The sequence below is a fragment of the Methylobacterium sp. Leaf111 genome (assembly GCF_001423285.1).
In the GTDB taxonomy this organism is placed as follows: Bacteria; Pseudomonadota; Alphaproteobacteria; order Rhizobiales; family Beijerinckiaceae; genus Methylobacterium.
In genome coordinates, this window is sequence record NZ_LMNE01000001.1 from 425657 (window position 1) to 440223 (window position 14567).

The window sequence follows — 14567 nt, forward strand, 5'->3', positions numbered from 1 at the left end:
TTTGGAGTAGAACCATGTCCCTCAAGATCCGTCTCACCCGTGGCGGCGCCAAGAAGCGCCCGTACTACCGCATCGTCGTCGCCGACGCCCGCGCCCCCCGCGACGGCCGCTTCATCGACAAGGTCGGCGTCTACGACCCGATGAAGGCCAAGGACGATCCGGCCCGCATCGTGCTCGAGGCCGACAAGATCCAGGCTTGGCTCGCCAAGGGCGCCCAGCCCACCGACCGCGTCCTGCGCTTCCTCGACGCCGCCGGCCTCGCCAAGCGCCCCGCGCGCAACAACCCGCAGAAGGCCGAGCCAGGCGAGAAGGCCAAGGAGCGCGCCGCCAAGCGTGCCGAGAAGGCCGCCGCCCCGGCCGAAGACGCCGCGGCCTGAGGTCCCCCGCATGGCCCGTCGTCCCGGAGGCACATCGACCCACGGTGACGGCGGGCGCCGTGCGCGGCCCGGCCGCATCGGCAGCGCGGCGGCCACCTCGGCCCACCGGCCGCGGCCCGAGGCCGACGCGCCCCTGCCGCCCACCGACCCGAGCCTCGTCCAGATGGGCGAGTTCGGGCGGGCGCACGGGCTCAACGGCGAGGTCCGGTTGAAATCCTACACCGGCGACCCGCAGGCGATCGCGTCCTACGGGCCGCTGATCGGCGCCGACGGCCGCCGCGTCGAACTCACGGACGTCCGGCAGGCCGGCGGCGCCTCCCCCGACCTGCTGGTCGTGCGGGTGAAGGGCGTCGGCGACCGCACCGGCGCGGAAGGCCTCAACCGCCTCGCCCTGTACCTGCCGCGCGAGCGTCTCGGCACCGTGTCGGACGCGGACGAATTCTTCACCGCCGACCTCGTCGGCCTCGCGGTGGTCGACACGCAGGGCACGGTCCTGGGCACCGTCGCGGACGTGCCGAACTACGGCGGCGGCGATCTCCTGGAGATCAAGCCGGCCCTGGGCGGCGCCACCGCCCTCCTGCCCTTCACCAAAATCTTCGTGCCCGAGCTCGACATCGCCGGCGGCCGCGTCGTGGTCGATCCGCCGGAGGACCTGTTCGCCCCGGCCCAGCCGCGCCCCCCGGACGAGCCCGCCTGAGGGGAAGGCGGCCGCGCGATCGCGCCGACGCCGCCGATTGCCGAAATCCCTCTTGCCCGGACGGGAAAGAGTCCTCCGCCTGCGATCTCCGCACCCGGCCGCGCGACGCACCCGGCCCTCAGGCGGCGTCGGCCTGCGCGCCCGGTGCCCCCTCGCCCGGTGCGCACGCGCTCCACGGCGGACCGATGCAGGTCCGGTTGCGACCACTCCCCTTCGCGGCGTAGAGCGCCGCGTCGGCGACGCGGTAGAGCTCTCTGGCCCCTCTCGCCCCCGCGCGGACCGACGCGGTGCTGGCCAGGCCGATGCTCACCGTCAGGGCGCCCGCCGGGATGCCGGCGGCGGGTAGCCCGAGGCGGCGGACTTCGGCATGGACGGCGTCGGCCACCCGCTGGGCGCCCGCCCCGTCCGTTCCGGCGAGCAGCATCACGAACTCCTCGCCGCCCACCCGGCAGACGAGATCGCCCGGGTGGCGCGCACTCGCCAGGAGGCAGCGCGCCAATCCCTGCAGGACCTCGTCCCCGACGGCGTGTCCGTGGCGGTCGTTCACGGCCTTGAAGTGATCGGCGTCGATGACCAGCAGGGAGAACGGCGCGCCGCCGGAGCGACCCGACCGTTCGACATCCGCCAGGGCCTCCTCGAAGCGGCGCCGGTTCGGCAGGCCGGTCAGCGGATCGGTGAGGGAGAGGCGCGCCAGTTCCACCTGCATCCGTCCCCTGTGCCGGAGCTCGCGCCCGAAGAGCAGCGAGAGGCCGGCGCAGAGCCCGCACAGGATCGACACGATGCTGCCGATCACCAGCGCCTTGGCGCGCCACTCGGCATCGATCTCGTCGGGCGCCAGGGTCACGGCGAGGATCAGGGGGAGGTCGCCGATCCGCGTGAAGGTGTGGTGGCGCGGCTCGGTGCTGCGGACGGCGCTGCCGAGGAAGCTGCCGCTGCCCTCCCGCACGAAGCGCTGAAAGGACGGCGAGGCCGCGACGCTGTCCCCGATCGCGCCTTCGAAGAAGGGGTGCCGCATGATGCGCCGCCCGTCTCGGGCGTAGAGGTTGATCGCGCCCTTCGCGCCGAGGGCGAGATTGGCGAACAGGCGGCTGAAATAGGTGAGCTTCAGGGAGGCCTGGACCACGCCCCCGAAGCTGCCGTCCGGCTTGTTGATCCGGCGACTGAGCACGATGATGGGGACGCCGAGCATCCGAGAGGTCATGGGCTCGCTGATGAACAGGCCGAGGTCGGGCCGGTCGCGATGGGCGCGGAAATAGCTGCGGTCGGCGTTGCTCAGGGGCCGGGCCGGGACCGCGTTCGCGTCGTAGACGGTGTCGCCGTTCTCGTCGACCACGAGGAAGACCCCCATGTCCCGTGCCGTGACGGCCCGGTCGAAGAGGATGAGCTGGCGCAGGGCCGGACCCACGGCCGAGAAGCCCGGCGCCGCGAGGTTGTCGACGGCGCCGCGCAGGGAGAGGTCGACGATCTCGACGTTGCGCGCGATGTCGCGTTCGATGACCTGAAGCAGGTTGCGGGACGTCTGCGCGGCCTTGTCCCAGGCATCGTTGCGCAGATCGACCAGCATCAGGCCGGACACCACGAGGAGGCCGAGAGGCGCCAGGACGCCGAGTCCGATCCAGGCTCGCGCCGCGTTCAGGCGGCTCGTGAGATCCGGCAGCATCCGCATCGGCGACTCCGAAACCTCCGGTTGTGCATTCCGGACTCAGATGCCACGGAAAGTCCTAAGCAGAGCTTGTCGGTCCCCAAGCCGGAAACCAACGCGGTGACGCCGGAGCCCATTTGTCTCAGCAAACCACTTCGGGACGCCGAGGCCGGGAGTCGCCGGGCGGTTCCGCGGCCTTGGGGGGCCCGGTGGGGCACCTTTTCGGGTCACATGGCGCGGCGATCCGACTCGGAGGAAGGGCATGGCCCCGGCTGAATCAGGCCCCGCCTGGGCTGCCGCATGCCCGCTCCGGTCGAGTCCGACGGCACCTGTCACGCGCGGGTCCCCTCTCCAGGACGGAGAGGGACGGATGGAGTGTGGAACCGCGTCGGATGGGGCATGCCCCTCACCCCGGCCTCCGCCCGCACGGAAAAGGGGTCCTGATCCGACCGAGCCACCCGAGGCCATCCATCGGACGGGGTCTCAGGCGGCGCGGACGCCCGAGAGGAACCGGCTCACCTCGGCGCTGAGATGCTCGGACTGGCGCGACAGCTCGGAGGCCGAGGCGAGCACCTGCGTGGCCGCCGCACCGGTCTCCTCCGAGGCCCTGGCCACGCCCGAGATGTTGCCGGTGACCTCGCTCGTGCCCTGGGCCGCCTGGGCGACGTTGCGCACGATCTCCTGGGTGGCGGCCCCCTGCTGCTCGACCGCCGCGGCGATGCCGCTCGCCATTCCGTCGATCTCGCGGATCCGGCCGGTGATGCCCCCTATCGCGGAGACCGCCTGGTCGGTGACGCCCTGGATCTCGCCGATCTGGCGCGCGATCTCCTCCGTCGCCCGGGCGGTCTGCCCGGCCAGCTCCTTGACCTCCGTGGCAACCACCGCGAAACCCCGCCCCGCTTCGCCGGCCCGCGCCGCCTCGATGGTGGCGTTCAGTGCCAGCAGGTTGGTCTGCCCGGCGATGTTCGAGATCAGCCCGACCATGTCGCCGATCCGGGCCGAGGTGGTCCGCAGGGCCTGGACGAGCTGGCCCGTCTGATCCGCCTCGCCGACGGCCGCCTGCGCGAGCCCCGCCGAGCCTTGAACCTGTCGGCCGATCTCCTGGACCGAGGAGCCGAGTTCCTCGGCGGCGGCCGCCACGGTGCCGACGTTCGACGCGGCCTCCTCGGCCGCCGCCGCGACTTGGCTGGACTGGGCCGCCGTCTCCTGGGCCGTCGCGGTCATCTGCTGGGCCGTCGCCTGCAACTCCGTCGCCGAGGACGAGACGAGACCGACGATGCCGCCCACGGCGCGCTCGAAGCCGTCCGCAAGCTCGATCATCGTGCGCCTGCGTTCCGTCACCGCGGCCGAGTCGGCGATGCGGCGGATCTCGGCCTGTTCGGCCGCCTTCTGCGCCACCATCGTCTTGATGCCCTCAACCGCGCGGGCGACCGCGCCGACCTCGTCGCCGCGGCGCGCCTCCGGGATCGTCGCCTCGAAGGAGCCCTGCGCCATGCGCTCGAGAACGCCGACCAGGCTGGCCAGCGGCCGGGTGATCCCCAGGATGCCCACGAAGGCGGCGGTCAGGAGGCCGGCGAGCATGCCGAGGGTGCTGAACAGGATCAGGCTGTGGCGGGTGGCATTGGTCTGGGCAGTCAAATCGGCCGAGCCCTTCTCCATTGACGCGGCGATGTCCTCGCCGAGCTGGCCGCCTTCCTGGACCATGAGGGCGAAGGTCGGGTCGATGGTGCGGTGCACCAGAACGATGGCCTCCGCGTTCCGGTTCGCCGTCCCCAGCCGGCGGACCTCGGACACGTCTTGCATGAACCGCTCGACGCGAGCGGTCTGCGCCTCGACGCGGGTGCCGAAGGACGGGGCCTGCAGACGCAGGTCGGCGAGGGCCTGGCGCATCGGCGCGAGCGTGGCCTCGAATCCGTCATTGGCCACCTTCATCTGGGCGTCGTCGGTTTCCGCGATGACCCGGTAGACCCAGTAATTCATCTCGAAAACGAGCCGGTTCACCCGGCGGGCGGTCGCCGCACCCTTGGCATCCCGTGAGATGAACACACTATAGGCATTGTCGATCTCCGTCATACGCCCCTGAGCGAACCAGACACAGACGCCGACCATTATTGCGATGAGCGCTACGATGGCTCCCAGCTTCGGTAAAATCTTGACCCTGGATAAAAACGACATGGGAGCACCCCGGATTTTCCGGCCAAGATCCAGCACGCCGATTAAAGTTTAATGGAGATTGCGGAGGATTTCTTCTTCTAGATGAACTGAAACCCGTCATTTCGAGAAGCCCGGTGGTGCGGATCGATCCGAGACCGCTCGAAGCCGCGGATCATCCCCGATCCAGCTCGGCGCGAGCGCGGCCGAGGCCCACCTGCCTTCCCCGGATCAGGCGCCCGGGGAGACGTCGCGGAGCTGGCCGATGAGCCAGCGGCCGGCCGGGCCCGGCGGACGCTCCATCGGGTAGACGGCCCACATCGGCAGGAACAGACCGCCCTTCGGCAGGGCGGCGACGTCGAGGCGCACGAGCTGACCGTTGGCGAGATCCTCGGCCACCACGTCCAGGGGCATGCCGCCCCAACCGAGGCCGGAGCGCAGGAAGGCGTGCTTCGATCCGAGGTCGGCGAGCCGCCAAGTGCGCGGCGAGAACACGCCGAATTCCCGCCCCTTGGTCAGGTCGCTGCGGTCGGTCAGAACGAGCTGGACCTGTTCGGCGAGGTCGGCGGTGGCGATCGGGCCGGTCCGGCGGGCGAGCGGGTGAGCGGGCGCCGCGACCATCACGAGTTCGATCTGCCGCAGGGGCTCGCGGGCAAGTTCGGGAGGCAACAGGGGCGTCGCCCCCGCCACCGCGAAGGCGCAGCGTCCGTCGAGGACCGGCGCGATCACCGCCCCCAGGGTCTCGACCTGAATGCGCAGGGGCGTCTCGGGGAAGGCCGGCTGGAAGGCCGCGACCGCCTGCGTCACCACCTGGATCGGAAACAGCACGTCGAGGACGATGCTCACCTCCGGCTCCAGGCCGCCGGCGAGGTCGCGGGCCTGCGCCTTGAAGGTCTCGGCAGCCGCCACCGTGGCGCGCGCATGGGCCAGGAGCACGCGCCCGGCCTCCGTCAGCACCGGGTACCGGCTGGTGCGGTCGAACAGCTTCACCCCCGACTGGGCTTCCAGGTTGGCCAGGGACTGGCTCACCAGGGACTGGGCGCGTCCGAGCTTGCGTCCGGCGGCCGAGAAGCTGCCGGTGTCCACGGCGGCCACGAAGGTGCGGAGCTGATCGAGGGTGAGCGGGTCGAGCATCCATCTGCCAGGGTGATGGGACGCATCGAATGATAGAGGCTTCGCTGAGAGAGGGCCACCACCTAGATCGGGACCCACAGCCGAGCCGCTCCGGCCCCGGCGATCGCAGACCCGGATGATCCCCTATGTCCGTCACCCTCACCGCCTCTCCCGCTCCCACGCGCGCCCGCACCGTCTCGGCCTGGGCGCTGCAGGGTCTCCTCGCCCTCGTCTTCCTCGCGGCGGGCGGCGCCAAGCTCACCGGCGCGCCGATGATGGTGCAGGTCTACGACCTCATCGGCGTCGGCCAGTGGTTCCGGATCGTCACCGGCCTCGTGGAGGTCGCCGGCGCCGTCGCCCTGCTGATCCCCGGCTTCGCGGGCCTCGCCGCCCTCTGGCTCGCCGCCACCATGGTGGGCGCCGTGATCGCCCACTTGGTCGTCCTGCCCACGCCCGCCGCCCCGGCCGCGGTGCTCCTCGTCCTGACCGCGACCCTGGCCTAGCTGCGCCGGGACCAGACCCGCTCGGTCCTGGGCCTGCGGCGCTGATCGGCGGAACCCCTTCGCTGCCCGTCGCCCCCGCGTCACGTCGCCCCCGCCCGCGAGAAACCCCACCATGGACATCGGCATCGACAGCTTCGCCGTCACCCTCCCCGATCCGAAGACGGGCCGGACCCTCTCGGCGGCCGAGCGCATGGAACGCCTGCTCGACGAGGTCGAAGCCGCCGACCGCTCCGGCCTCGACGTGTTCGGCATCGGCGAGCATCACCGGGCGGAGTTCCTCGACGCCGCCCCCGCCGTCATCCTGGCGGCCGCGGCCGCCCGCACCCGTCGCATCCGCCTGACCAGCGCCGTGACCGTGCTGATCGCGGCCGATCCGGTGCGGGTCTTCCAGGACTTCGCCACCCTCGACCTGATCGCCCGGGGCCGCGCCGAGATGGTGGTCGGACGGGGCTCCTTCGGCGAGGCCTACCCGCTCTTCGGCTTCGCGGCCGAGGACTACGACGCCCTGTTCGCGGAGAAGCTCGAGCTGCTGCTCGCCCTGCGCGCGCAGACCCACGTCACCTGGCGGGGCCGCTTCCGCCCCCCCGCTCACCGGCCAGGGCGTCTACCCGCGCCCGTACCAGGAGCGCCTCCCGATCTGGGTCGGCGTGGGCGGGACGCCGGCCTCCTTCGCCCGCGCCGGTACCCTCGGCCTGCCCCTGATGGTGGCGATCATCGGCGGCCGCTTCGAGCGCTTCCGGCCCCTGGTGGAGCTCTACCGCGAGGCCGGCCGCCGGGCCGGGCACGCCCCCGAGACCCTGAAGGTCGGCGTCCACGCCATCGGCTTCGTCGCCGACACCGACCGCGCGGCCCGGGAGGCGTTCTATCCGGGCTGGGCCGCGATGTTCGGCAAGATCGGGGCCGAACGCGGCTGGCCGAGTTCCGGCCTCGAGGAGCAGTTCGCCGCCATGTGCGCGCCCGGCGGGTCCTACCTCATCGGCGCCCCGGAGACGGTCGCCGCGAAGGTGCGGGCCGCCGACGCCGCCCTCGGCGGCCTGTCCCGCCTCACCTTCCAGATGAGCTCGGCGATGCAGGAGCCGGAGGCGATGCAGCGCTCCATCGCCCTGCTGGGCACCGAGGTGAAGCCGCGGCTGACGGCGGCCGCCTGACACTCCCGCCCCGTCACCGCCCCGCCGAATCGTGAAACCCGGATAACCGGCCGTTAAGAGTCGCGTGGGTAGATTTCCCACGTATCGACGGCCGGGCTTTCCCGGTGCCCCGAACCCCCGTGCGCCCCCATGAGCACCATCGCCTCCGCGGCCTCCCCGGTTTTCGCTCCGCGGCCGCCACCGCGCCCTCACGGGGCGATGACGGAGCAGATGGCGTCGACCATCTCCAGCGAAGTGTCCGCCGGCGCCCTGAGCGGCACGGACGCCACCGCCCTCACCTCGGCCCTCACGGCGATCGATACGGGCCTGACCGCAGGGTCGAAAGGCAAGGCCGCCGGGGGAGCGGCGGCGGCGCGCGATCCGGCCTCCCTGACGGACCGGATCGACGGACTGATCGCGGATCAGGTCAGCGCCGGCACCCTCACGGACGATCAGGCGGGCGCGCTGAAGGCACTCTTCGCCAGCGGCGGGCAGAGCACGCTCGCGTCGCAGGCCAACGGTGCGCGCGAGGCGGGCGGCCCGCCCCCCGGTCCGCCGCCGGACGGCGCGGCGTCCAATTCGGATGACGACACGACGAACGGCTACGCCACGCGCGCCTCGGTCAGCGACCTCCTGAGCAGCTTCATCAAGCAGTTGCAGAGCGTTCAGGTCACCGGGTCCGCCTACGGCGCCAATGGAACGAACCGCACCAGCAGCGCCTCCTCGGCCCTGGTCCTCGACACCAGCGCCTGAGGGCGGAGTCGCCCACCCGCTCACCGCGCGCGCTTGGACGCCCCATCCTTGGTGCCCCGGGTGGTCTCGTCCCGGCAGGGGCGGATGGAATGCGGATTCGGCCGGTCGGCGGCGGCGGGCGCCGCGAAGATCGCGAGGTAGCCGACGCCGCCCTCCAGCACCGAGAAGCCGGTCTGACGGTATCCGGCGGCCGTCAGCTCGCAGGCGAGCAGCGCCGGCGGCGTGCCGTGCCGCGAGGGCAGATCGTCGGCGTCGACGATCCCGACCCGGCCGCCCGGCTTCATCATCGGCGCGAGGTTGTGGAGCAGGCCGAAGGGCTGGGCGATCTCGTGGTACATGTGGACCAGCACGGCGGCGTCGAGGGAGGCCGGCGGCAGGCGTGGATCGTGCGGCTCGCCACGCACCACCGTGACGTTGGTAAGCGCGCTCTTGGCGATGCGCCCCTCCAGGCCCGCCAGGTAGCGCGGCGTCACATCCTCGGCATAGACGTGTCCCTGGGGACCGACCCGCTCGGCCATCCGCACCGTGTAGTAGCCGCTGCCCGCGCCGATATCGGTGACGCTCTGGCCGGCCGCGATACCCATGAGCCGCATCACCTGCCCGACCTCGTCGACCGAATCGCGCTGCGCCTCCGAGGCCCAGAGCGGGGCGACGATCTCAGCCACCGGCCGGTCGGGCTTCGGGAAGGCCGCGGCGGGCGCGCCCGCCGGAGCCAGGGGCTCGGCCGCCCGGACGGGCCGCAACAGGCCGAACCCCGTCAGGGCCAGCGCCAGGGTGACGGTCCGGACGAGGGCAACGAGGAGCCGGGGACGGAGCGAGGGGGAAGCGGCCATGCAGGCTTAACCCGCCGTCGCCGGATCGGTGCCACGTTGACCCGGCGCGCCTGCGCGCGCCAGTAGGCACCATGACCGCCAGTCCCTGGAACGCCACCGTCCTCACCCTCTATCCGGAGATGTTTCCGGGGCCGCTCGGGGTGTCCCTGTCCGGGGATGCGCTGGCGCGGGGCACCTGGAGCCTGGAGGCCCGCGACATCCGCGAGCACGGCCTAGGCCGGCACCGGGCGGTGGACGACACCCCCGCCGGGGGCGGCGCCGGCATGGTGCTGCGCTGCGACGTCCTCGCCGCCGCCATCGACGCCGCGGGCGCGCCCGACGATCCCCGGCCCCGGCTCCTGATGAGCCCACGGGGCCGCCCCCTGACGCAGGCGCGCGTCCGGTCCTTGAGCGCGGGGCCCGGCGTGCTCGTCGTCTGCGGCCGCTTCGAGGGCGTGGACGAGCGCGTGATCGCCGGGCGCGGCCTCGAGGAGGTCTCCATCGGCGACTACATCCTCTCCGGCGGCGAGATCGCCGCCCTTGTGGTGCTCGACGCCTGCGTGCGCCTCCTGCCCGGCGTGATGGGCAAGCTCGCCTCCGGCGAGGAGGAGAGCTTCGAGACGGGCCATCTCGAATACCCGCACTACACCCGCCCCCGGGACTGGGAGGGCCGGGCGATCCCGGACGTACTCACCGGCGGCAACCACGGCGCCATCGCGCGATGGCGCCGGGCCGAGGCCCTGCGCCTCACCCAGGAGCGCCGACCCGACCTGCTGCGCTCCCGCGAAGACTGACGCGTCGCCTCCGGCCGGGTTGCCCCGCCACCCGCACCGGGCATAGTCGCCGGGATCCGAACCGGGAGAGGCCGATGCCGAACGAGCGCGTAACGATCCGGACGCCCGACGGGGATTGCCCGATGGACGTCCTGGTGCCCCCCGGCCACGGGCCGTGGCCGGCGGTGATCCTCTACATGGATGCCGGGGGAATCCGGCCGGCGATGCGAGACATGGCCCGGCACCTGTCCGAGGCCGGCTACGTCGTCGCCCTGCCGGATCTCTTCTACCGCTACGGGCCCTACGGCCCCTTCGTGCCGCGGGAGGTCTTCGCCGGCGACTTCCGCGCAACCCTCGGCCCGCTGATGGCCACGACCGATCCCCAGAAGGCGGCGGGGGATACGGACGCGATCCTGGCCTATCTCGATACGCGCGCCGACGTCGCGGGCGCGACCGTCGGTGCCGTGGGCTTCTGCATGGGTGGCGGCATGGCGTTGGCCGCGGCGGGGCGGAACCCGGATCGCTTCGCGGCGGTGGCCAGCTTCCACGGCGGCAACCTCGCCACCGACGCACCGACGAGCCCGCACCGGTTCGTCGCGAAGCTGCGGGCGGAGGTCACCATCGCGGCGGCCGAGAACGATGGCAGCTACCCGCCCGCGATGGCCGAGCGCCTGGAGGTGGCCCTGACGCAGGCGGGCGTCCGGTACAATTCCCGGATCTACCCGGCCGCCCACGGCTGGATGATGCCGGACTTCCCCGTCTAGGACGCCGAGGCCGCCGCGCAGGGATGGGACGCGCTGCTTGCCCTGTTCCGCCGAACCCTGCCGGGCGGCCCCCGCGCGGGCGCATGAGGCGTGCGGGGACCGCGCGGAATGCAGCCGTCCCGCACGGCCCACGCGACCGTTTCAGGCGGCGAGGTCGCGCATCACCGCGATGAGGTCCGACTTGCCCTCGAAGCCGATGCCGGGAAGCTCGGGCATGACGATATGCCCGGCCTCGACCCGCACCCCGTCCGGGAAGCCGCCATAGGGCTGGAACAGGTCCGGATAGCTCTCGTTTCCGCCGAGGCCGAGGCCCGCCGCGATGTTCAGTGACATCTGGTGCCCACCATGCGGGATGCAGCGCTTCGGCGACCAGCCGAACTGCTCCAGCACGTCGAGGGTGCGCAGGTACTCCACCAGGCCGTAGGACAGGGCGCAGTCGAACTGCAGCCAGTCGCGGTCCGGGCGCATGCCGCCGTAGCGCAGGAGGTTGCGGGCGTCCTGATGCGAGAACAGGTTCTCGCCCGTGGCCATCGGACCCGGATAGAATTCCGACATCGCCGCCTGCAGGGCATAGTCGAGGGGATCGCCGATCTCTTCGTACCAGAACAGCGGGTACTGGCGCAGCATCTTGGCGTAGGCGATGGCGGTCTCGAGGTCGAAGCGCCCGTTCACGTCGACGGCGAGCTGCGCGGCCGAGCCGATCTCCGCGAGCACCGCCTCGATGCGGCGCTGGTCCTCCGCGATCGGAACGCCGCCGATCTTCATCTTCACCACGGTGTAGCCGCGGTCGAGGTAGCTGCGCATCTCGGCGCGCAGCTGGGTGTCGTCCTTGCCCGGATAGTAGTAGCCGCCCGCCGCGTAGACGAAGACGCGCGGGTCGGCCTCGATGCCCTTCTGCTCGGCGAGCATCCGGAACAGCGGCTTGCCGGCGATCTTGGCGGTCGCGTCCCAGATCGCCATGTCGAGGGTGCCCACCGCCACCGAGCGCTCGCCGTGGCCGCCGGGCTTCTCGTTGGTCATCATCGCCGCCCAGAGCTTGTGCGGGTCGAGGTTGTCGCCGGCCGCGTTCAGCACGCTCTTGGGGTCAGCTTCCAGGAGGCGATTGCGGAAGCGCTCGCGGATGAGGCCGCCCTGGCCGTAGCGGCCGTTCGAGTTGAAGCCGTAGCCCACCACCCGGCGGCCGTCGCGCTCGACGTCGGTGACGACGGCGACGAGGCTGGCGGTCATCTTCGAGAAGTCGATGTAGGCGTTGCGGATGGGCGAGGCGATCGGCTTGGTGACCTCGCAGACGTCGACGATGCGCATGGGGACTCTCCTGGGTTCACTGGGCGGAGGGAAATGGGTGGGGTGACGGGGGCGCGGCCTCAGGAGGCGAGCGCGGCGGGCAATGCCCGATCGGCTCCCGGCCGGGTCTCGGCCGGAACGACGTCGGCGGCGGCGATGGCGGCCCGGTTGCGGTAGGCCTCCTCGGCCCTGCCGCGATCGAAGGCGCCCTCCCACTGGGCGATCGCGATGGTGGCCACCGCGTTGCCGATGAGGTTGGTGACCGCCCGCGCCTCGTTCATGAAGCGGTCGACGCCGAGCAGGAGCACGAGGCCGGCGACCGGGACGGTGTGGAGGCTCGACAGGGTGGCGGCGAGGGTGACGAACCCGGCCCCGGCCACGCCCGCGGAGCCTTTCGAGGTCAGGAGCAGCACCCCGAGGACGACGAGCTGGTCGCCGAGGCCCAGTGGCGTGTTGGTGGCCTGCGCCACGAAGATCGCCGCCATGGTCAGGTAGATGCAGGTGCCGTCCGCGTTGAAGGTGTAGCCCGTGGGCAGCACCAGGCCGACGACGGATTTCTCGCAGCCCAGCCGTTCCAGCTTGGCCATCATGCGCGGCATCACGGCCTCGGTGGAGCAGGTCCCGAAGGTGATGAGGATCTCGTCCTTGAAGTAGCTCAGCACCTTGGCGAGGGAGAACCCGGTCCAGGTGCAGACCGAGCCGAGCACCAGCACGACGAACAGGATCGACGTGGCGTAGACGCCGAGCATCAGGTAGGCGAGCGACCAGACGGTGCCGAACCCGTACTTGCCGATGGTGAAGGCGACCCCCGCCCCGGCCCCGATGGGGGCCAGCCGCATCACCATGGCGACGACGCGGAACAGCGCGTCGAGCAGGCTGTCGATGACGGCGACCACCGGCTTGCCGCGCTCGCCGGCCTGGACCAGGGCGAGGCCGAGCAGCAGCGAGATCAGGATGATCTGCAGCATGGCGCCCTTGGCGAAGGCATCCACGATGGTGGTGGGGATGATGTCCATCAGGAAGCCGACGAAGCCCGGCTGCGCCTCGGCCCGCTTGGCGTAGGCGGCGATGGCGCTGCCGTCGATGTGGCTGGCGTCGATGTTCATGCCCACGCCCGGCTGCATCAGGTTGACCACGACGAGGCCGATGACGAGGGCGAGCGTCGAGACGACCTCGAAGTAGACGAGCGCCCGCACGCCGATGCGCCCGACCTCCTTCATGTTGCCCATCTTGGCGATGCCGACGACGATGGTGCCGAAAATGACCGGCGCGAGCAGCATCTTGATCAGCTTGATGAAGCCGTCGGCCAGGGGCTGGAGCGTCACGGCGACCTCCGGCAGCAAGACGCCGACAAGACCGCCCAAGACAATCGCAATGAAGACCTGAACATAGAGCCTGCCGAGCCATGACTTCATGCTCTGTTTCCTCCCATCTACCACGTTCTGGGCAGTTTCCTCGGTGATCCCTCTTGTGGGGCTTGGCGTTGTGCTTACGCCTGGACAGCCGCGCTCGGCCAATGCCATGTTCGGTTCGCGCTATGCAGGGACGGCATCGGACGGGCGGATGGACCTGGACTGGCTGAAGGACTTCCTCGCGCTGGCCGAGCAGAAGACGTTCTCGCGCGCGGCCGAGGCGCGGAGCGTGACGCAGCCCGCCTTCAGCCGCCGCATCCGGGCCCTGGAGGACTGGGTCGGTACGCCCCTGTTCCTGCGCGGGGCGCAGGGGGCGACGCTGACGCCGGCCGGACTCCACTTCCAGCCGGCGGCCCAGGACCTGCTGCGGAGCCTCGAGCGGGCGCGGCGGGAGGCGCAGGGGGTCGGCGCCCAGGACACCGCGACGCTGTCGATCGCGGCGACGCACGCCCTGTCCTTCACGTTCTTCCCGGGCTGGGTCCGGCAGGTCATGCAGTCCCGGATGCTCGGGACCCTGAACCTCGTCTCGGACAGCATGGAAGCCTGCGAGCAGATCATGCTGTCGGGCGAGGTCCACTTCCTGTTCTGCCACTTCCACGCGGATGCGCCGACGCGCTTCGATCCGGACCGGTTCGAGAGCGTCCGGGTCGGGCACGACCTCCTCGTTCCGCTCTGCGCGCCGGCTCCGGGCGGCGCGGGCACCTGGTCGCTGCCCGGATCGCCCGACGACCCGATCCCCTACCTGGCCTACAGTCAGGCCTCGGGCCTCGGGCGCATCCTCGCGAGCTGCCGGACGGGCGCGTCGCTCCACCTCGCGACCCGCTTCACCTCGCACCTCGCCGCGACGCTGACGACCATGGCGCGCGAAGGCCACGGCGTCGCCTGGCTGCCGCAGACGGTGGCGGCCGAGGACCAGGCCCGCGGCCAGCTGGTCCGGGCCGGGCCCGACGCCTGCGACGTGCCGATCGAGATCCGTCTGTTCCGGTCGCCGGAGTGCCGCAACCACGCCGCCGACGCGCTTTGGGCCTATCTCCGCGACACGTGACCCGCGCCGTCATCGGGAGATCCGTTTCGCCCCGGCTCGTGTGCGGTCCGATCCCGGCCGGGCGGACGACCGCTTGCGTCCCGTGCGGCGCGGGTCCATTGGCGTCGGTGGGCC

General features: G+C 71.7%; 13 protein-coding genes and 1 pseudogene. 8 read left to right on the forward strand and 6 right to left on the reverse strand.

Annotated features, from left to right (window positions below; all coding sequences use genetic code 11):
* The first annotated feature begins 14 nt into the window (after positions 1-14).
* Positions 15-377: a 30S ribosomal protein S16 gene (gene rpsP, locus ASF41_RS01825; protein ID WP_055957770.1), complete on the forward strand. Its 363-nt coding sequence runs from the start codon at positions 15-17 to the stop codon at positions 375-377.
* Positions 378-387: 10 nt separating this feature from the next.
* Complete coding sequence (gene rimM / locus ASF41_RS01830) at positions 388-1074, forward strand: ribosome maturation factor RimM (protein WP_056210876.1); 687 nt, start codon at positions 388-390, stop codon at positions 1072-1074.
* 118 nt (positions 1075-1192) lie between these two features.
* On the opposite strand, the gene ASF41_RS01835 is transcribed toward rimM, so the two are convergent.
* The 3 genes from ASF41_RS01835 to ASF41_RS01845 form a co-directional block, all read right to left on the reverse strand.
* The gene (locus ASF41_RS01835; RefSeq protein ID WP_056490354.1) at positions 1193-2740 is read right to left on the reverse strand and encodes a sensor domain-containing diguanylate cyclase; all 1548 of its coding nucleotides are present in this window, start codon (positions 2738-2740) and stop codon (positions 1193-1195) included.
* Between the two features lie 459 nt (positions 2741-3199).
* Positions 3200-4891: a methyl-accepting chemotaxis protein gene (locus ASF41_RS01840; RefSeq protein WP_056490356.1), complete on the reverse strand. Its 1692-nt coding sequence runs from the start codon at positions 4889-4891 to the stop codon at positions 3200-3202.
* 207 nt (positions 4892-5098) lie between these two features.
* Complete coding sequence (locus ASF41_RS01845) at positions 5099-6001, reverse strand: LysR family transcriptional regulator (RefSeq protein ID WP_056353587.1); 903 nt, start codon at positions 5999-6001, stop codon at positions 5099-5101.
* Positions 6002-6126: 125 nt separating this feature from the next.
* Between ASF41_RS01845 and ASF41_RS01850 the strand changes: the two genes are divergently transcribed.
* The 3 genes and pseudogenes from ASF41_RS01850 to ASF41_RS01860 all read left to right on the forward strand — a co-directional run bounded on the left by ASF41_RS01850 (position 6127) and on the right by ASF41_RS01860 (position 8363).
* Positions 6127-6483 carry a DoxX family protein gene (locus tag ASF41_RS01850; protein WP_056490359.1) on the forward strand — a complete coding sequence of 119 codons (357 nt, stop codon included), beginning with the start codon at positions 6127-6129 and terminating at the stop codon, positions 6481-6483.
* 112 nt (positions 6484-6595) lie between these two features.
* Positions 6596-7631, forward strand: a pseudogene (locus ASF41_RS01855) (Atu2307/SP_0267 family LLM class monooxygenase).
* A 210-nt stretch (positions 7632-7841) separates the two neighbouring features.
* The gene (locus ASF41_RS01860) at positions 7842-8363 is read left to right on the forward strand and encodes a hypothetical protein (RefSeq protein ID WP_244479517.1); all 522 of its coding nucleotides are present in this window, start codon (positions 7842-7844) and stop codon (positions 8361-8363) included.
* A 20-nt stretch (positions 8364-8383) separates the two neighbouring features.
* Here the strand turns inward: ASF41_RS01860 and ASF41_RS01865 are convergent, their stop codons facing one another.
* A complete protein-coding gene (locus ASF41_RS01865) occupies positions 8384-9196 on the reverse strand; it encodes a class I SAM-dependent methyltransferase (RefSeq protein WP_082503924.1) in 813 nt (270 codons plus the stop codon).
* Between the two features lie 71 nt (positions 9197-9267).
* On the opposite strand from ASF41_RS01865, the gene trmD reads away from it, so the two are divergent.
* Both trmD and ASF41_RS01875 read left to right on the forward strand, forming a co-directional pair.
* A complete protein-coding gene (gene trmD, locus ASF41_RS01870) occupies positions 9268-9969 on the forward strand; it encodes a tRNA (guanosine(37)-N1)-methyltransferase TrmD (protein ID WP_056210863.1) in 702 nt (233 codons plus the stop codon).
* Positions 9970-10043: 74 nt separating this feature from the next.
* The gene (locus ASF41_RS01875; protein ID WP_244479518.1) at positions 10044-10712 is read left to right on the forward strand and encodes a dienelactone hydrolase family protein; all 669 of its coding nucleotides are present in this window, start codon (positions 10044-10046) and stop codon (positions 10710-10712) included.
* A gap of 141 nt (positions 10713-10853) precedes the next feature.
* Here ASF41_RS01875 and ASF41_RS01880 read toward each other — a convergent pair whose 3' ends face one another.
* The gene (locus ASF41_RS01880; RefSeq protein ID WP_056490364.1) at positions 10854-12017 is read right to left on the reverse strand and encodes a mandelate racemase/muconate lactonizing enzyme family protein; all 1164 of its coding nucleotides are present in this window, start codon (positions 12015-12017) and stop codon (positions 10854-10856) included.
* Between the two features lie 59 nt (positions 12018-12076).
* Positions 12077-13411: a C4-dicarboxylate transporter DctA gene (gene dctA, locus ASF41_RS01885; protein ID WP_056490368.1), complete on the reverse strand. Its 1335-nt coding sequence runs from the start codon at positions 13409-13411 to the stop codon at positions 12077-12079.
* 148 nt (positions 13412-13559) lie between these two features.
* On the opposite strand from dctA, the gene ASF41_RS01890 reads away from it, so the two are divergent.
* The gene (locus ASF41_RS01890) at positions 13560-14453 is read left to right on the forward strand and encodes a LysR family transcriptional regulator (RefSeq protein WP_056490372.1); all 894 of its coding nucleotides are present in this window, start codon (positions 13560-13562) and stop codon (positions 14451-14453) included.
* Positions 14454-14567: the final 114 nt, after the last annotated feature.